General features: G+C 68.1%; 17 protein-coding genes. 13 read left to right on the forward strand and 4 right to left on the reverse strand.

From position 1 onward, the window contains the following. Position 1: 1 nt before the first annotated feature. Positions 2 to 1,207 (reverse strand): glycosyltransferase, encoded by a 1,206-nt coding sequence (locus NR798_RS08550; protein WP_375770943.1) that lies wholly within the window; start codon positions 1,205 to 1,207, stop codon positions 2 to 4. A 214-nt stretch (positions 1,208 to 1,421) separates the two neighbouring features. Here NR798_RS08550 and NR798_RS08555 point away from each other — a divergent pair, with 214 nt between their 5' ends. After that, positions 1,422 to 2,528, forward strand: a complete 1,107-nt coding sequence (locus tag NR798_RS08555; RefSeq protein WP_375770944.1) for a response regulator transcription factor — start codon at positions 1,422 to 1,424, stop codon at positions 2,526 to 2,528. A gap of 93 nt (positions 2,529 to 2,621) precedes the next feature. Here the strand turns inward: NR798_RS08555 and NR798_RS08560 are convergent, their stop codons facing one another. Both NR798_RS08560 and NR798_RS08565 read right to left on the reverse strand, forming a co-directional pair. Continuing rightward, a complete protein-coding gene (locus NR798_RS08560; RefSeq protein WP_375770945.1) occupies positions 2,622 to 3,332 on the reverse strand; it encodes an iron-containing redox enzyme family protein in 711 nt (236 codons plus the stop codon). A 65-nt stretch (positions 3,333 to 3,397) separates the two neighbouring features. Then, positions 3,398 to 4,210 (reverse strand): GNAT family N-acetyltransferase, encoded by an 813-nt coding sequence (locus NR798_RS08565; protein WP_375770946.1) that lies wholly within the window; start codon positions 4,208 to 4,210, stop codon positions 3,398 to 3,400. 288 nt (positions 4,211 to 4,498) lie between these two features. Between NR798_RS08565 and NR798_RS08570 the strand changes: the two genes are divergently transcribed. The 6 genes from NR798_RS08570 to NR798_RS08595 all read left to right on the forward strand — a co-directional run bounded on the left by NR798_RS08570 (position 4,499) and on the right by NR798_RS08595 (position 10,881). Continuing rightward, a complete protein-coding gene (locus NR798_RS08570; protein ID WP_375770947.1) occupies positions 4,499 to 5,104 on the forward strand; it encodes an RNA polymerase sigma factor in 606 nt (201 codons plus the stop codon). Further along, positions 5,091 to 5,462 (forward strand): hypothetical protein, encoded by a 372-nt coding sequence (locus tag NR798_RS08575; protein ID WP_375770948.1) that lies wholly within the window; start codon positions 5,091 to 5,093, stop codon positions 5,460 to 5,462. Before NR798_RS08570 ends, NR798_RS08575 begins: the two co-directional genes overlap by 14 nt. Further along, positions 5,459 to 6,187 carry an ImmA/IrrE family metallo-endopeptidase gene (locus tag NR798_RS08580; RefSeq protein WP_375770949.1) on the forward strand — a complete coding sequence of 243 codons (729 nt, stop codon included), beginning with the start codon at positions 5,459 to 5,461 and terminating at the stop codon, positions 6,185 to 6,187. Before NR798_RS08575 ends, NR798_RS08580 begins: the two co-directional genes overlap by 4 nt. A gap of 2 nt (positions 6,188 to 6,189) precedes the next feature. Beyond that, entirely contained in the window at positions 6,190 to 7,350 is a 1,161-nt protein-coding gene (locus NR798_RS08585; protein WP_375770950.1) for a hypothetical protein, read from the forward strand. 363 nt (positions 7,351 to 7,713) lie between these two features. Next, the gene (locus NR798_RS08590; protein ID WP_375770951.1) at positions 7,714 to 9,645 is read left to right on the forward strand and encodes an ATP-binding protein; all 1,932 of its coding nucleotides are present in this window, start codon (positions 7,714 to 7,716) and stop codon (positions 9,643 to 9,645) included. 147 nt (positions 9,646 to 9,792) lie between these two features. Then, positions 9,793 to 10,881, forward strand: a complete 1,089-nt coding sequence (locus tag NR798_RS08595) for a response regulator transcription factor (RefSeq protein WP_375770952.1) — start codon at positions 9,793 to 9,795, stop codon at positions 10,879 to 10,881. A gap of 48 nt (positions 10,882 to 10,929) precedes the next feature. Here NR798_RS08595 and NR798_RS08600 read toward each other — a convergent pair whose 3' ends face one another. Next, entirely contained in the window at positions 10,930 to 11,568 is a 639-nt protein-coding gene (locus NR798_RS08600; RefSeq protein WP_375770953.1) for a hypothetical protein, read from the reverse strand. A 406-nt stretch (positions 11,569 to 11,974) separates the two neighbouring features. Here NR798_RS08600 and NR798_RS08605 point away from each other — a divergent pair, with 406 nt between their 5' ends. The 6 genes from NR798_RS08605 to sufU are packed head-to-tail and all read left to right on the forward strand — an operon-like array spanning position 11,975 to position 17,696. Beyond that, positions 11,975 to 12,487 carry an SUF system Fe-S cluster assembly regulator gene (locus NR798_RS08605; RefSeq protein WP_375770954.1) on the forward strand — a complete coding sequence of 171 codons (513 nt, stop codon included), beginning with the start codon at positions 11,975 to 11,977 and terminating at the stop codon, positions 12,485 to 12,487. After that, entirely contained in the window at positions 12,484 to 13,920 is a 1,437-nt protein-coding gene (gene sufB / locus NR798_RS08610; protein ID WP_375770955.1) for a Fe-S cluster assembly protein SufB, read from the forward strand. The genes NR798_RS08605 and sufB overlap by 4 nt, the downstream gene beginning before the upstream one ends. After that, on the forward strand, positions 13,917 to 14,699 hold the full coding sequence (sufC, locus tag NR798_RS08615; RefSeq protein ID WP_375770956.1) for a Fe-S cluster assembly ATPase SufC: 783 nt from the start codon (positions 13,917 to 13,919) through the stop codon (positions 14,697 to 14,699). Before sufB ends, sufC begins: the two co-directional genes overlap by 4 nt. Further along, positions 14,696 to 16,021: a Fe-S cluster assembly protein SufD gene (sufD, locus tag NR798_RS08620; protein WP_375770957.1), complete on the forward strand. Its 1,326-nt coding sequence runs from the start codon at positions 14,696 to 14,698 to the stop codon at positions 16,019 to 16,021. The genes sufC and sufD overlap by 4 nt, the downstream gene beginning before the upstream one ends. After that, positions 16,018 to 17,247, forward strand: coding sequence for a SufS family cysteine desulfurase (locus tag NR798_RS08625; protein WP_375770958.1), 1,230 nt, complete (start codon positions 16,018 to 16,020; stop codon positions 17,245 to 17,247). Before sufD ends, NR798_RS08625 begins: the two co-directional genes overlap by 4 nt. Then, positions 17,244 to 17,696, forward strand: a complete 453-nt coding sequence (sufU, locus tag NR798_RS08630; protein ID WP_047855519.1) for a Fe-S cluster assembly sulfur transfer protein SufU — start codon at positions 17,244 to 17,246, stop codon at positions 17,694 to 17,696. Before NR798_RS08625 ends, sufU begins: the two co-directional genes overlap by 4 nt. Positions 17,697 to 17,707 lie beyond the last annotated feature (11 nt).

Consider the following 17,707-nt stretch of genomic DNA (forward strand, 5'->3'; position numbering starts at 1 on the left):
CTCACGAGGCGTTCGCGCGAGGCACCCGCTGGCGCTGGTGGCCCAGCTCCTCCAGGAGATCCGCGGCGCGCGCGGGCCCGTCCACGCGGGCGAGCGCCTCCCGGAGCCGCCCGGCGTTCTGCGCGAGCGAGGGCGTGGCGAGCAGCTCCTCCACGGCCGCGCGGATGGAGCGGGGCGTGAGATCGTCATCGGAGCGGCGCAGGAGGCTGAGGGCGGCGCCGGCCCGCCGGCAGCGCTCGGAGGTGGAGAACTGCTCTCCGCCGGCGACGAGGAGCAGGGCGGGCACCGAGTGGGTGAGGGCGCCGAGCACCACGGTGGTGGTGCCGCTGGCGATGATGCCGTGCGCCTGGCGCAGGATGGAGGACTGGGGCACGTGGCGGCGCACGAGGAAGTGGGGAGGGAAGGTCTCCTCTTCCACGCCGGGCTTGCGGATGGCCGCGACGACGCGCGAGGGCATGTCCTTCAGGGCCTCCACCACGAGGGGCCAGAAGTCGCAGAACTCGAGATCCCTCGCGGGCTGCACGTAGAAGAGGGGCAGGCCGGAGGCCCGCGCTTCCTCCAGCCATTGCTCCAGGGCGGGATCGGGCGGTGCCTCGGGCGGCTCCCAGAGGCAGTCACCCACGAGGCGTACGCGCTCGGGCAGGGACGCCACGTCCCCCTCGAGCTCCGGCACCGAGCGCACCATCAACAGGTCGCCGATGAGGGGCGTGTCGCGGTAGCGCGGCGAGGAGGGGCGCAGGCCGATGGCCTCGCGGGCCTCGTTGAAGCGGGCGAGGAGCCCGTCGTGAAGGGAGGCGGCGCGCCGCGCGAGCATCTCCGGCCCCGGAGGCCCGTCGGTGACGGGGAAGATGTACGAGGCCAGTCCCAGGCTCGCCACGGGCAGGCCCTGGCGCTCGGCGGCGAGGAGCGGCCCGAGCGCGAGCTGCTGACCCACGAGCACATCGGCGTGGAAGCGCCCGAGCGCGTACTCCACGTGCCGAGCCTGCCGGACCATCTCGAGGGGCTGGGCGAAGATCTCGATCTGGAAGCTCTTCCCATCCTGCTCGCCGCGGGGAATGCGCTCGAAGCCGGAGTCCTGCACGAAATGGGCGAAGGTGGGGCCGGTGACGAAGGCCACCTCATGGGAGCGCCGCCGCAGTTCGCGCGCGATGGCGAGGGCCGGGAAGAGGAAGCCGGGACTGTCGAGCGAACAGAACAGGTAGCGCACGCGGGCCTCCTCCTACCCGCTGGCCGAGGCTGCGCGGGTGGACGTCCCGTGAGTTTAAACGAAACCGGAAGAATTGGAGAGGGTGGAAGTCCCGGAGACCTGCATACCCATCGGTCGAGTAGCCGATGCCCTGTGTTGGCGAGGGAAGGAAAGACCCCATGGGTTGTGCGACCATGGCCTTCATCCCACCTGCCTGCCGTGGAGCGACATGTCGATGAGCCGCGACTCACGCGAACGGAAACTCACCTCCAGGTTGGCGGAGGCGCTGACCAGTTCCCTGCACCTCTCGGAAGTGTTTTCCAACACCGAGGACGTGCTGTTCCAGCTCCTGCCAGCGGATTACATGGCGCTGTGTGTGTCCAGACCGGGCCGGCCGGGGGATTACGACTGGTGGGCGACGAAGATGCCGGCCCCGTTCCTCGCCCGCTACGCTGAGCTGGCCGAGGATGACTTCGTGCGCAGTGCGGTCGTACGCATGCCCAACGTGGTGTTGCGTGACACGGAGATGGTGCCGCGGCGCCAGGTGCTGGAGCGCAGCCGATGGTACCGCTACTGCCGCGAGTTGGGCATGCCGCTGGAGCACGTGATGTCGGTGTTGCTCGACGTGAAAGGTGGGGTGCACGGCGGCCTCACGCTCTACCGCGAGCGGCGCCGGCCGTTTTCCAAGCGGGACCAGGCCCGTCTCCAGGGACTGACGCCCTTGCTGACCCAGACGGTCCGCAATTGCCGGAGGTACGGCGAGGTGGCGGCGCGTGGCCAGATGCTGGATGCGTTCTTCCATCATCGGGGTGCCAGGTGCCTCGTGCGGACCAGTCCCCTTATCGAGGAGCTGCGTACGCCCTCCACCACCGCGTTGCTGAAGAGGTGGTTCCATCCATCCGAGCTGGGGCCGTCGAGGCTTCCCACGGAGTTGGTGGAGCGGCTGGCCCTGCTGGCGGCCAGGGGAGGAGATGGGGCGCTCGGCTTGGACACCTGGGCGCGGGAGGGCGAGGTGCGGGGCCTGGCGGAGCAGGACCTGCGGGTGACATTCACCCGGCTGCCGGTGCAGGGCGGACAGCGTCTCTGGGCGTTGGAGTTCCAGGAGATTCCTCGTGCCATCCCTGTGCCCGAGTCGTGGCACCAGCGCCTCACGGAGCGCGAAGTCGAGGTCGTGAGCTACGTGCTCAAGGGCTGGGACAATCAACTCATCGCCGGGCACCTGGGCCTTGCGTTGGGCACGGTGAAGAAACATCTGCAGCACGTCTTCGACGCGCTGGGCCTGGACAGCCGGACGGCCCTCATCTGCCGGGCGGCCCTCATGTCCAGGGGACCCCGCTCATGACCTTCTCCACAGGCCACTCCTCCTGAGTGGCTCGTGGTAAGCGTGGTTGGCTTTTGTCTTCAGCTTTCGCCAATCCGGCAAAGTGACACACGATTAAGAGGTATGTACCGAGTCCGTCGTGGCTTCCCTCCCGAAGAGGCCGGTGTAGAGGGCGCGCGTGGTGCGAGCCGACAGCAGCAGCGACGACTGTTCTCGCGGGTCCGTCAGCGAGCGCAGAACCGAGGCCAGCTCGGCCACATGACTTCCATCCGCGTCCCCATGGCCGCGCAGGAAGGTGACCGCCTTGCGGATGTTCGGGATGGCGTTGGCCGCCAGCAGGCGCTCCACGCTCCTGCTGGCGTGTTGCACGGACAGGTATTCCAGCACGTAGGCCGTTCCGAGGAACGCGGCGGGCACGCCGGACCGCGTGGTGTAGCGGTTCCACGCGACATAGGCGGTGACCGCGGGGCTCTGCTCCGTGCCTTCGACCCTCTCGGCCGGCCACCCCAGGTTCTTCAGGTCCGCCAGCAGCCACCGCTCGTGCCCGCGCTCCTCCGCGGACTTCTGGAGGAGCAGCTCCGCCAGCCGGGGATGCCAGCCCATCCGCTTCATCCGGCGGCCCGCCTCCGCCAGGAGCGGCGTGGTCCACCGCACATAATGGTACGTCTGCACCAGGTAGTGGGCGTAGCTGCCGGCATCGATGCTCCCGTCGATGAGGCGGCGGGCGGCGGGGTGCACGTTCAACTCCTCCACGAGCGAGCGCGCTTCGTATTCCAAGGCATCCATCCAATCCGTCTGCGTCTGTGCTCCGTTCGGCGTGTGCATGTACGTCTCCTGTCCGGGGCCGCTGCGGGTCCCGGGCGTTGAGAGGAAAAGCTGCGGGGAGTGGGTCAGGCCTGGGCGTGGCGCGAGACGCTGCTGCCCAGGGAGGCGAAACAGGCCAGGGTCTTGGCCGGGACCTCATCCAGTGCCGCGACGAGCGGCAGGGAGAAGCGGTGGAAACCCGTGTCGTAGAGCGGCTCGGCGATGAAACGCGCTCCCATCTTGTAGGCGAAGAACGACAACACCCGGGGCATCCTCAGTCCGTGGAACTGCCCCTGCCGGGCACGGGCCCGCTCCAATGGGGTGAAGCGAGGAGCGCTCGGCGTGGCCGGGGGCACCGGAGGCGCGTGGGCCCGCGCATGCCATCGTTGGCTCACCAGCCCTTGCCGCATCGCCAGTTGGTAGATGAGATGGGCGTCCTCGGCGGAGTCCGTCTCCATGTTCGCGGAAGCAATCCAGTGCGTCACCCCCCGCTGCCGGCTCTCCGCGTAGAGCCCGGCCTGGAGCCACAGGAGCGCCTCGGAATGGCGCCACTCCTTGAGGATGCAGAAGCGCGTGCTCTCCGCGAACACCAGGCCCGCTCCTCCCGCGTCCGACAAGTCCAGCTTCTGCTCCAGCTCGATGCCCAGGCTTCCACCCGTGGCGCGCGCCACTTCGGAGTTGGGCAGCAGCAGCCTCGAGGTGGCCACTGGCGTGTCATCCGCGTAGACGACGAGATGAACGGTGGTCTCCAAGGTGTCGAAGCCGTTCACCTCCCGGAGCGTCGTGGCGGCCGTGCTTCCGAGCAGTCCCAGCTCCTTGCCAAAGACGGCCCAGCGGATGCGCAGCGCATCGTCGAGCTGCCGCTGGGTGGTGGCGACGCGGCAAGACAGTGTCGTCATGCTTCCCCTCACGTGAAGTGACACGGCCCCTCGCCGTGTCTTCACCCGATTCCTTCGTCGCCAACGGCCCGAGTTCGCCGGGCCACGTTTTTCCTCCCGGCGCGGGCTGGAGCCTGTCCTCCATCTCCTGTCCATACCCCTCGAGGGGTACAGACAACGCCTTCCGGCCTCACCCAACCTCTTCCGCCATGCGGAAGCCGTGCCCGTCGAACTCCATGGGTCCGGTACCGAAGGAGTGGGTGCGACACAATGAACGCATGGGCGAAAGAGTCCTGGCGAGGAGAGGGGATGCGCTATCCATCACCGGCGGATGAGAGGCTTCTGCACGAGCGCGTGGTCCAGCAGGATCCAGTGGCTTCCACTGACGTCTTCATGACGTACATGGATCGAATCGTGAAGATCCTGATGCAGCGGCTGGGCTGTGACGAGGACGCTGCCCATGACTCCACTGTCGAGGTGATCTTCTCCTACATCCACAAGCCCGCCCGGTATGACCCGGGGAGGGGACGCCTGTTCTCCTACCTCATGCAGGCCGCCAAGCACCGGGCGCTGGACAAGCGTCGCGCAGCGGACGCACGGGCCCGGCGAGATCAAAAATACGGCAGCGATGTCGAACATGGGGCGAGGCCTCCGAAGGAAGCATTGGAGGACCTGGTGGAGGCGAGGCTCGCCATGAAGCGGCTCGTGGAGCGTCACATCCTGAAGAGTGAGCGGGATTGGGAGGCCCTCCGGCTCATCCTGGTCGGTGAGCGCTCGACCGATCGTCTGGCGGAGGCCCTCGGCCTGGCGTCGCTCCCTCGGGATGAGCTGAAGCGGGGGGTGAAGCGGCATCGGGACCGCCTCATGAAGTTGCTGGAGCGTTTTGGAAAGGAGGGGTCCGATGGCGAATCCTAAGTGGCTCGAGGTCGCGGCCCGGCGCAGCGGGCAGCTCTCCTGGACGCTCGGCTATGTCTTCGAGCAGTACCGGAAATACGAAGGCAAGACCGCCGAGGAGCTCGCGGTGGAACTGGACTGCTCGCCGGAGACGCTCGAGTGGCTGTCCCTGTGCCGGCGCCCCAGTGAGGAGCGCTTCGTCGAGCACCTGGAGCTGATCGAGAAACGTTTCGCAGTGGAACCTCACCGGCTCGCGGCCGTGGTGCGGCACGTCGAGGTGTTGGATGTTCTTCCCGCCAGTCAGGAGCAGGAGGAGAAAGAAGAGTCCTTCCTGCTCGCGGCGAGAGATCGCACCACCGACGACGAGACGAGCTCATGACAGAGGCCTGGTTGCAGGAAGCCGTGAAGGCATGCCGTCTGCCGTCCTGCCCGCCATTGAGCGACCTGCTCAAGAAGATAGGCATGGTGCTGCCCATCCGTCTGGTGGCCATGCCTCGCCTCACGTGTGGCATGGCTCGCGACTGGCTGGACTCGAAGGGGCGCGCGCACGGCGGGCTGCCGCGCACGAGCCGCCGTCTGCATGGGTGCATGGTGGCGCATGCGGGCCGTGGGATCCTCTTCTATGACGACCAGGACGAAGCGCCCCAGCAGCGCTTCACCCTGATGCATGAAGTGGCGCACTTCGTGCTCGATCACCATCTCCCCCGGGCCCACGCGCTGCGCGCTCTGGGACAGGACATCCTTCCAGTCCTCAATGGCGAGCACGCCCCCGCGCCTCACCAGTCCCTGTTCCTGACGCTCAAGCGGATTCCCTCCGGTGTCCAGGTCCGGTTCATCGAGCGCACCGCTTCCGGAGACCCCTGTACGGGCAAGGCGATGGAGGCGGAGCTGCGCGCGGACCTCCTCGCCTTCGAGCTCCTGGCACCCGCCCGGGAGGCGCTTCCCCTCGTGAGGGACTGTCCCTGGCGGGATGCGGAGGAGCGGTTGGCCTCGCGATTCGGGCTCCCGGTGACAGAGGCCCGGGCCTATGTGCGGCTGTTGTTGGCCCGGGAGCCCGCGCGCCGTCCCTTCTTCCTGAAGTTCACGCCCACGGAGGAGCGGTAACCATGGAGGGTGGAACCCCGCCGGATGGAGGAAGGCGATTCGTCGGAGACGCGGACTACCGGTCGATCCTGGGAGAAGATCTCTCCACCACGCTGGATCTCCGCACCTGGGAGAAGGGGTGGGAAATCGAGCGGTTGATCTCCCGCATCCGCTCCCAGGTGGCCAGTGCCGAGACCGCGGAGGCGCGCATCCGGGCGGCCATCCGCCAGGAGATCTTCCCCGACCTCAAGAGACAGACACGGATTCCCGAGGCGGGAGTCTATGAGGCCAGTCCCGAGAGGCTGAAGACCGTCTTCGAGAGCCTGCTCTTCCCCGGACGGGTCGAGGCGGTGAACAGCATCGCCGCGACGCATGACAGCCTGGCGCTGGGCATCACCCAGATAGGCGTGTCCATCGTGGGCTATGGGGGCCGGTCCGGCACCTTCTCCCAGCGCCTCTTCCGCAAGGATGTGGCCGCGCGCAACCCTGACACGCTGAAGGTGGTGCAGGACTGTCTGGAGCGGCGGCATGAGCGCGGTCCGAGGGACAACGTGTCCATGCTGATGCGCCGCTACATCCGAGCCTATGCCGAGCGGGCCATCCTCCTGGACAGGTCCGAGGCGGAATGGCGCATCGGCCCGGGCAATCCCTGCTCACGGGAGATGCTCTCCGGCGCCAACTACAAACCCCTGTTGAAGGCCTCGCTCGGCGTGCTGAAGCGGCTCATCCGGGAGCACCAGAAGTTCGTGTTCGTTCCCAAGGAACTGGACGAGGAGGGCTACCTGACGCTCGGAGACGCGTTGAAGGCGGGCGAGTACGCCATCCTCCATACGCTCGAGGAGGACAGCAGCTACTTCGTCCGGCGGTGGCACTACGATCACCAGATGGGGGACGAGGCGCTCGCCTTCGTGATGGATTACTGCCCGGAAGTCTTCATCGGGCTGTTCCGGGCCTCGGAGCAGACGCCGCCGCGTCTCTTCTACGCGCACCGGGAGCACGTCCACATCGCGGCCCATGTGGCCCTGGCCGACAGCATCCTGCGGCCCGACCGGGGCTTCCCGATGCTCCTGGACGTCGCGGACGCATCGTGCCGTGGCGTCTTTGGCTCGGAATCCTTCCTGGGCCTGGTGAACGACGCCTACACGCGTGCGGGCTCGCATCATCACTATTTCGGCGGACGCTGACGGCGTTGGCGGGAGACCTGAGACATGGCTGACGACAAGACTCCGAAGTCCCCGGGCACCGGTGTGCCTCCCGCTGGATTGGCCCGCCCGGCGGCCCCCCAGGGCAACCTCAGGGCTCCTGTACACCCGGGCTCCGCGGCGCCTCCTCGTGGAGTGCCTGCCCGTCCGCTCGCCCCTTCAGGCCAGAGCGCTTCCCGGCCGATGGGCCCGGCTCCACAAGCGGCTGGCCGTGGGGCTCCGCCGCCTTCCGGGATGGACCCCGCGCGTGGAGCTCCCGCCCGTCCGCCGCAGCCGGCTCCCACCAGGGCCGGGCCGCCTCGTCCCGCTGCTCCGCCGGAGCGCAGGGCCCCACCGGCTCCGGAGATGGACGCTCCGTACAATGAGGTTGTCCGGCCGCTCCCGGACAAGGTGCTCGGAGAGCTCGAGGAGCTTCGGCACCAGGCCGACCGGGTGACGGCGAGTCTGGATCCCGAGCTCGAGAAGGCGGTGGGCTTCACCCACTTCGACACCACCTCGAGCCAGGACAACCTCATCACCGTCCTGACGACCCGGAATGATCTCCACCAGCTGGCGTCCCAGACGCTCGTCCGGGTGAAGTCCAAGGAGGACAATCGCTCGTACCTGGGCCTGGTCGTCCGCGGACCCTTCGCCGAGCCCGATGCTGTCTCCGCCAATTCCACGATCGCCGTGGGCGTGGTGGTCCAGGGCAAGAAGCTCACCTATACCTTCGACTACCACGGGCGAGCCGAGATCGAGATCCTCGGCGAGGAGCTGGACGGGAAGCTGGTGCCTCCCGGTCACCGGCCCCGGCCGAAGAGCCCCGTCTTCCTCCTCGATGACGCGGAGAGCGAGCATGTCCTCGGCATGAGTGGAGACCTGTGTCTGGGGATGGTGGTGGGCTACGAATACATGGAGGCCCGCTTCCACCCCATGGACAAGTCCGTCCTTCCCCGCCACACGGGCATCATCGGAACGACGGGTGGGGGCAAGTCCACGACCGTCGCCACGCTCATCCATCGGGCGCAGGAGGCGGGAATCGCCACCATCGTCTTCGACGTGGAGGGGGAATACACGCATGTGGATAAGCCCACCGAGGACCCGGCGATGCTCGAGGCGCTCAAGCGCCGCAAGCAGAAGCCTCAGGGCGTGAGGGAGCTGCACATCCATCACCTGGTGGGCCGGGACAGCCGCAATCCCCGGCACAAGAACCTGCATCCGTTCGCGCTGAACTTCTCGAGCCTCTCCCCCTACGCGATCGCGGAGATCCTCGACCTGTCGGACGCCCAGCGGGAGCGCTTCCACAAGGCCTACGACGTCACCAAGCTGCTGCTGGAGGACTTCGGCATCTTCCCGAAGAACCCCGAGGAGCGTCAGCAGGTGTTGGAGCTCGATGAGCTGTCGACGGGCTTCCCCCGCATGACCATCCAGCACCTCCTGGACGTCGTGAGCACCTATATCTACAGCCTGAGTGACGAGGGGAAGGCGGAGACCAAGAGCAGATCGAAACCCACGTCCCGGCGGCAAGCCAGCCTCCTGGAGCCCGCAGAGGGCACCGATGCGGACAGCCCGGAACCGCCCCAGGACAACCTTCCCCTCCTGTACAGCGAGTTCCGGAGCAATTTTGGCCGGGTGATGGGCCGGGTGATGGCCCATGCGAGCAGGAACGAGATCAGCTGGAAGACCCTGGCTGGCAAGCTCCACTACCTGCGGCGCCTCAAGCTCTTCGACGTCGGCTCGGCGCCTGGGGTGGACTACGGCTCGATGCTCACCCCGGGGCGGGTGTCGGTGATCGACCTGTCGGATACGGATTCACCCCAGCTCAACAACCTCGTCATCGCGGACATCCTGCGCGGGCTCCAGGAGACGCAGGAGGCGCGTTATCAGCGGGCCAATGAGCGGGGAGAATCCGTCACGCCGGTTCTCATCATCGTCGAGGAGGCGCACGAGTTCCTGTCGGCCAGCCGCATCTCCCAGATGCCCGTGTTGTTCGAGCAGGTGGCGCGGATCGCCAAGCGTGGCCGCAAGCGGTGGCTGGGGCTCGTCTTCGTCACCCAACTGCCGCAGCACCTTCCCAACGAGGTGCTGGGTCTGCTCAACAACTTCATCATCCACAAGATCACGGACAGCACGGTCATCTCCCGGATGCAGAAGACGGCGGGCACCATCGACGAGAGCCTCTGGAACAAGGTGTCCAGTCTCGCGCCCGGGCAGGCCCTCGTGTCGTTCAGCAACTTCACCCGGCCGTTGATGGTCGCGGTGGACCCCGCCCCCGTGAAGCGGCTGCTCGTGGAGTAGAGGGGCCTGGCGGCCGAGCCCCTGTCTTCGCGGGCACTTCGTGCCTGCCCGCGCGAGCGTCTCTACCACCTGGGGGGGAGGGACCGAGGGCTCCTCGAAGTCCATCATCGGACACACCCTTTGAATGGACTCCGAGGAGGAACATCCGTGAACCTCGACTCGCGTGAGCGGGCGCTCACCTTCGAGCTGAAGGAGGCACTGGCCAGCTCCCACGAACTTCCGGTGGTGCTGTCCCAGATGCAGGGCGCGCTGTTCCAATTGTTCCCGGCGGAGCACGCGGCGTGGTGCGTGTCCAGGTGGGGCCGTCCCTCCGAGTATGAATGGGTGGGGACGGACAGGCTGACCGCGTTCCTGGCCCGCTACCGCGAGATGGCGGGAGAGGACTTCGTGCGCGGCACGGTGGCACACCTGCCCAACGTGGTGTTCCGGGACTCGGAGATGGTGCCTCGCGAGGTGTTGAGGCGCAGCCGGCCCTACTGGCTCTGCCGTGAGCTGCACACCCCGGTGGAGCACGTCATGTCGGTGCGGCTGGACATGCGGCAGGGCTGGCACGGGGGGTTGACCCTCTATCGCGAGGAACTCCGGCCCTTCTCCGAGCGGGAACGGGCGCTGCTGCAGGGGTTGACTCCCTTCCTGGCGCGGACGGTGCGCAACTGCCGGATGCTCGGAGGCCTGGTGAGGGACCGCCCGTTTCCGAAGGCGCTCCTCCACCAGCGGGGCGTGGAGTGCCTCGTGCTCACTCCGGCTCTCGCGGAGGTGCTGCGCACGGATCGGGTCACCGCGTGGCTGGAGGCGTGGTTCTCCCCGTCCGAGCTCGGCTCCTCGGGTCTCCCGGCGGAGTGGATGGAGCGGTTGGCCTGGCTCGGGCGCCTGGAGGAAGACGGCGGGGCTGGGGCGGACAGCTGGGAGCGTGCCCGCGAGGACCGGAGCTTGAGGGTGACGTTCATCCGCATGCCCGGGCAGGACGGCCAGCGGTTGTGGACGCTGGTGCTCGAGGAGCGCCTGTATCCCATCCCCATGCCCGAGGCCTGGCGTCTACTGCTCACCCGGCGCGAGGTGGAGATCGTCGGCTACGTGCTGCGGAACTGGTTCTACGAGTCCATCGCCGCGCGCCTGGAGATCGAGGAGAACACGATGGACACGCACTTGAAGAACATCCGCCGGAAGCTGGGCGTGCAGACCCGGTCGCAACTGCTCTACCAGGCGGCCCTCGTCTCGCAGCAGGAACGGCAGTGAGCGGAGGGTGATGCGCTTCCGCTCATGCCGATGCGCAAGCCGCCGCCGTCAGGGCTGCTTCTGCAACTGGACGGTCATGGACGTCATTCCGCCCGAGGCATTGACGGTGACCGTGCCCCCGGTGAGGAACTCCTCGGTGATCCGGAGCGCCAGGGTGCCGGTGATGGTGTCATTGCTGCTCACGTCGACATCCCAGAGCTGGAACACCCACGGCTCCGCCAGCAACTGGCTCGCTTTCGCGGTGCAGCCGCCGGTGGTCCACGCCGGAGTGTAGCTCTCCACCTCGGGCGTCTCGGTGGAGGTCGTCGAGCCCGGGCACTGCATCACGACGACGACGTCCGGCGCGGAGCCATCCCCATCCCAGTAGGTGCCATTGTCGCTGGAAGCGATGCGGGCCGAGACGGGCTGCACGCGCCAGACGCTGTTGGGGTCCACGCCGCACGTCTGGTCCGTCTTGCACACCTGGCTGGAGCCACAGGCCATGCATGCGGCTCCCGCCTTGCCACAGGCGGAGGCGGTGTTGCCCGTCTGGCAGACATTGTTGAAGCAGCAGCCCGTGCAGTTCGAGGCGCTGCACGTCTGCTGGGTGCCTCCCCCCGTGTTTCCATTTCCTGGAGAGTCGTCATCCCCGCCGCAGCCAACCAGGACGGACAGCGCGAGGACGGCCCCTGCGAAAAACCTGTTCATGTCTTCTCGATGAAGAGGGGAGCGTGCTTGTAGGTGGGCACAACGCCGGGACGGGCCCCTCCCCCTCTTGAAGGCCCGTCCCGGGACGCACGGGCCAGGGCCCGCGGTCGGCGCGCACAATGTGTCGAGGCGGACGTCATGTCTGTACCCCTCGGGAGGTATGCGACGGTTGCGCTTCCTCGTGGCTTCCTCCCGTGGCCGAACCGAGGGCCTGTGCCCGAGTAGCCCCAGCTCCGTGGGAGAGCGGCCGGCCGCTCACACGCCTTCACTCCCAGTCGTCGGGTAGCCAGGACGCCGGGCGCTGACGGCACGATTTTTAATGCGGACCAACTTAGTCCTGTTTAAAGAGCCACCACGCAGAGGTGCCCTCGAAGCCGGGGGCGCCGGATGGCTGGAGAGACTCCGAATGCTCCGGATGAGCAAGATGACCGACTACGGCATCGTGCTGCTGACCGAGCTGGCGCGCGCCGGGAACGAGACGCGCACGGCGAGGGAGTTGGCGGCCGGTACCGGTGTGCCCCTACCCTCGGTGAGCAAGGTGCTCAAGGGGCTGCAGGGCGCTGGCCTGCTGGTGTCCCACCGCGGCGCGAGCGGCGGCTACGGGCTGTCCCGCCCCGCCGAGCACATTCCCCTCACGGAGATCATCACCGCGCTCGAGGGCCCCGTGTCCCTCACCGAGTGTGGCGCGCAGGGCGCTCATCCGCCCGCGGGCACCTGCGAGCTGGAGACGGTGTGCCGGGTGCGCGGCCATTGGCGCGTCATCAACCGTACCATCCAGGACGCGCTCGGGCGGCTGACGCTGGCGGACCTGTGCGCGCCGGTGCCCCGGCTGGTGGGTCTCGGAGTGCCCGCCCACCCGGCCGCTCCCGCCCAGAACCCGAATCCCAAGCCCGCCACGGCTGAAGGAGCCCACTCATGAGCACGCAGACCATCCAGGAGCTCACCAAGCGCCAGTACGAGGCCGGCTTCGTCACCGACGTGGAGTCCGAGGCGATTCCCCCCGGGCTCAACGAGGACGTCATCCGCCTCATCTCCGCCAAGAAGGGCGAGCCGGACTTCATGCTCGAGTGGCGGCTGCGCGCCTACCGGCACTGGCTCACCATGAAGGAGCCGCGCTGGCAGAAGGCGGAGTACTCGCCCATCAACTACCAGGACATCATCTACTACTCGGCGCCCAAGAAGAAGCCGAAGCTGGACAGCCTGGACCAGGTGGACCCGGAGATCCTCAAGACGTACGAGAAGCTCGGCATCCCGCTGCACGAGCAGAAGCTGATGCAGAACGTGGCGGTGGACGCCGTGTTCGACTCGGTGTCGGTGGCCACCACCTTCAAGGACAAGCTGGCCAAGGCCGGCGTCATCTTCTGCTCCTTCTCCGAGGCGGTGCGCGAGCACCCGGAGCTGGTGAAGAAGTACCTGGGCACGGTGGTGCCGCACTCGGACAACTTCTTCGCGGCGCTCAACTCGGCGGTGTTCAGCGACGGCTCGTTCGTCTACGTGCCCAAGGGCGTGCGCTGCCCCATGGAACTGTCCACCTACTTCCGCATCAACGCGGAGAACACTGGCCAGTTCGAGCGCACCCTCATCGTCGCGGACGAGGGCGCCTCCGTGAGCTACCTCGAGGGCTGCACCGCGCCCATGCGCGACACCAACCAGCTCCACGCCGCCGTGGTGGAACTGGTGGCGCTGGACGGGGCCACCATCAAGTACTCCACCGTGCAGAACTGGTACCCGGGTGACGAGGAGGGCCGCGGCGGCATCTACAACTTCGTCACCAAGCGCGGCATCGCCCACCACCGCTCCAAGATTTCGTGGACGCAGGTGGAGACGGGCTCGGCCGTCACGTGGAAGTACCCCAGCGTCATCCTCAAGGGGGATGACTCGGTGGGCGAGTTCTACTCGGTGGCGCTGGCCAACCACCGGCAGCAGGCGGACACGGGGACGAAGATGATCCACCTGGGCCGCAACTCGAGGAGCACCATCGTCTCCAAGGGGATTTCCGCGGGCCGGGGGCAGAACACCTACCGGGGCCTGGTGAAGGTGCTCAAGAGCGCCGAGGGCGCGCGCAACTACACCCAGTGCGACTCGCTGCTGCTGGGCAGCAAGTGCGGGGCCCACACGCTGCCGTACATCGAGGTGAAGAACTCCTCGGCGCAGGTGGAGCACGAGGCGTCCACGTCGAAGATTGGCGAGGACCAGCTCTTCTACTGCCAGCAGCGGGGCATTTCGAAGGAAGACGCCGTATCGATGATCGTCAATGGCTTCTGCCGGCAGGTCTTCAAGGAGCTGCCGATGGAGTTCGCCGTCGAGGCGCAGAAGCTGCTCAGCGTGAGCCTGGAAGGGAGCGTGGGATGAAGGCGCTGCTCAGCATCAAGGACCTGCACGTGCGCGTGGCGGGCCGCGAAGTCCTCAAGGGAATCGACCTGGAGCTCATGCCCGGCGAGGTGCACGCCATCATGGGCCCCAACGGCTCGGGCAAGAGCACGCTGTCGCAGGTGCTCTCCGGCCGCGAGACGTACGAGGTGACGAAGGGCGAGGTGCTCTTCGACGGGAAGGACCTGCTGTCCATGCAGCCGGAGGACCGGGCGCACGCGGGCGTCTTCATGGCCTTCCAGTACCCGGTGGAGATTCCGGGCGTGGGCAACCTGCACTTCCTGCGCACGGCGCTCAACGCGCGGCGGCGCACGCAGGGCCTGGAGGAGCTGGACGCCATGGACTTCCTCCAGCTGGCCCGGGAGAAGTCCAAGCTGGTGCAGCTGGACCAGGCCTTCATGCAGCGCTCGGTGAACGAGGGCTTCTCTGGCGGCGAGAAGAAGCGCAACGAGATCTTCCAGATGGCGGTGCTGGAGCCGAAGCTGGCCATCCTCGACGAGACGGACTCGGGGCTGGACATCGACGCGCTGCGGATTGTCTCCGGAGGCATCAACGCGCTGCGCTCGGCGGAGCGGAGCATGCTCGTGATTACCCACTACCAGCGGCTGCTGGAGTACGTGGTGCCGGACAAGGTGTCGGTGCTGGCGGGCGGGAGAATCGTCCGCACGGGCGGGCGGGAGCTGGCGCTGGAGCTGGAGAAGAAGGGCTACGCGTGGCTGGGCCAGGGCCCGGGCGCGGGCGGCAAGGAGGCGAGGCCGTGACGGAAGCGGGGCTCCAGCACTACCTCGACCTGGCCGAGCGCTTCCAGGCGGAGCGGGCCGCGGGCGCCCCGGCGTGGCTGCGGGCCTTCCGGCAGGAGGGCATCGCGCAGCTGGCGCGCCAGGGCTTCCCCACGTCGAAGCTCGAGGACTGGAAGTACACGAACGTGGCGCCCATCTCCGGCCATGCCTTCACCCCCGTGCGCACGGTGCACGAGGTGGGGGTGGAGGCGGCGGTGGCGCGGCTGGCGCTGCCGGGCCCGGGGCCGCGGTTGGTGTTCGTGGACGGCTGGTACGTCCGGGAGCTGTCGCGGCTGGAGGGGATGCCCGCGGGCCTCACGGTGCGCAGCCTGCGCGAGGCGTTGCAGGACGGCGAGCCGCTGGAGGCGCTGGTGGGCCGCCGGGCGCGCACGGAGGCCAGTGCCTTCACCGCGCTCAACGCGGCGCTGCTGGAGGAGGGCGCGGTGGTGCGGGTGGCGCCGGGGACGGTGTGCCCGGAGCCCGTGCAGCTGCTCTTCCTCGCGCGGGGTGACAAGCACGTGGCGCTGGCCAGCCCCCGGGTGGTGGTGCAGGCCGGGGCCAACAGCGAGCTGACGCTGGTGGAGAGCTACGTGGGCGCGGCGCCGGGCGTCTCCTTCACCAACGCGGTGACGGAGGTGGAGCTGGGGGACGGGGCACGGCTCACGCACCTCAAGCTGCAGGCCGAGTCGGAGGCGGCCTTCCACATCGGCGGCCTGCACGTGGAGCTGGGGCGCGACAGCCGCTTCGCCTCGCACCTGCTGGCGCTGGGTGGGGCACTCGCGCGCAACGAGGTGCACTCCGTCTTCGGCGCCGAGGGCGGCGAGTGCACCCTGCAGGGGCTGTACGTGGGCCACGGCACGCAGCACCTGGACAACTGGACGAACCTGGACCACGCGCACCCGCGCTGCACCAGCCGCGAGCTGTACAAGGGGGTGCTGGACGACAAGGCGCGTGGCACCTTCCACGGCAAGGTGCTGGTGCGCCCGGACGCGCAGCAGACGGACTCGCGCCAGTCCAACCGCAACCTCCTGCTCTCGGAGGCGGCGATGGCGGACGCCCGGCCGCAGCTGGAAATCCTCGCGGATGACGTGAAGTGCGCGCACGGCGCGACGGTGGGCCGGCTGGACGAGCAGGCGCTCTTCTACCTGCGCTCGCGGGGCATCTCCCGCGCGGAGGCCGAGTCGCTGCTGACGCACGCCTTCGCCAAGGAGGTGGTGGGCGCCGTTCCGCTGGCCTCGCTGAGGGATCAGGTGGAGGAGCTGCTGGCACGCAAGCTCCCGGGAGCGAAGGAGGGACGGGCATGAGCGGGGCACCTTTCGACGTGGCGCGCGTCCGCGCGGACTTCCCCATCCTCCACCAGGAGGTGCGGGGCCGGCCGCTGGTGTACCTGGACAGCGCGGCGACGACGCAGAAGCCACAGGCCGTCATCGACGCGCTGGTGCGCTACTACACGCAGGACAACGCCAACGTGCACCGCGGCGTGCACGCCCTCTCCGAGCGCTCCACGAAGGCCTACGAGGGCGCTCGCGAGCGGGTGCGCCGCTTCATCAACGCGCGCGACACGAAGGAGATCATCTTCGTGCGCGGCTGCACCGAGGCCATCAACCTGGTGGCGCAGTCGTACGGGCGCAGCAAGGTGGGCCCCGGTGACGAGGTGCTCATCACCGCCATGGAGCACCACTCCAACATCGTCCCCTGGCAGATGCTCTGCCAGCAGGTGGGCGCCACGCTGAAGATGCTCCCGGTGGACGAGCGGGGGGACCTGCGGCTGGAGCAGCTGGAGGCGAACCTGACGGAGCGCACGCGGTTGCTCGCGGTGACGCACGTGTCCAACGCGCTGGGCACGGTGAACCCGGTGCGCGACATCATCAAGCGGGCCCACGCGAAGGGCGTGCCGGTGCTGGTGGATGGGGCGCAGGCGCTGGCCCACTTCCGGGTGGACGTGCAGGACCTGGACTGCGACTTCTACGCCTTCTCCGGACACAAGATGTTCGGGCCCACGGGCATTGGCGTGCTCTACGGCAAGGCCTCGGTGCTGGAGTCGATGCCGCCCTGGCAGGGCGGTGGGGACATGATCCTCACCGTGACGATGGAGAAGACGGTCTACAACCGGCTGCCGTACCGCTTCGAGGCGGGCACGCCGGACATCTCGGGCGCGGTGGGGCTGGCGGCGGCGATGGACTACCTCGACGCGGTGGGGATGGACGCCATCTCGGCGCATGACCAGGGGCTGCTGGAGTACGGGACGCGCGCGCTGGAGGGCGTGCCGGGGCTGAAGCTGTTCAGCCGGGCGCGGGAGCGCTCCGGAGTCCTGTCCTTCCTGATGGAGGACGTGCACGCGCACGACGTGGGCACCATCCTGGACCGTGAGGGCGTGGCCATCCGGGCGGGGCACCACTGCGCGCAGCCGCTGCTGTCGTGCTTCGGGGTGGCGGCCACGGTGCGGGCGTCGCTGGCCATGTACAACACGCGCGAGGACATCGACGCGCTGGTGCGGGGACTTCACAAGGTACGGGAGATGTTCGCATGAGCTCGGACCTGCAGGATCTGTATCAAGAGGTGGTGCTGGAGCACGGCAAGCGCCCGCGCAACTTCCGCGAGGTGGAGGGCGCCAACCGGCGGGCGGACGGCTACAACCCGCTGTGTGGGGATCAGCTCACGGTGACGCTGCGGATGGACGGCGACGTCATCAAGGACGTGGGCTTCGTGGGGCAGGGGTGCGCCATCTCGCGGGCCTCGGCGTCGCTGATGACGGGGGCGGTGAAGGAGCTGTCTCGGGCGGACGCGGAGCGGCTCTTCGAGCTGGTGCACAAGCTGGTGATGGAGGGTCCCGAGGGCCTGGACATGGAGGCCCTGGGCAAGCTGGCGGTGCTGTCCGGGGTGAATGAGTTCCCGTCCCGGGTGAAGTGCGCGAGCCTCGCGTGGCATGCGCTGCGCGCGGCGCTCGAGGGCAAGGAGTCCTCGGTCTCGACGGAGTAGGGAGGAAGCTC

Source organism: Archangium gephyra (assembly GCF_042230915.1).
GTDB classification, from domain to species: Bacteria; Myxococcota; Myxococcia; order Myxococcales; family Myxococcaceae; genus Archangium; species Archangium gephyra_B.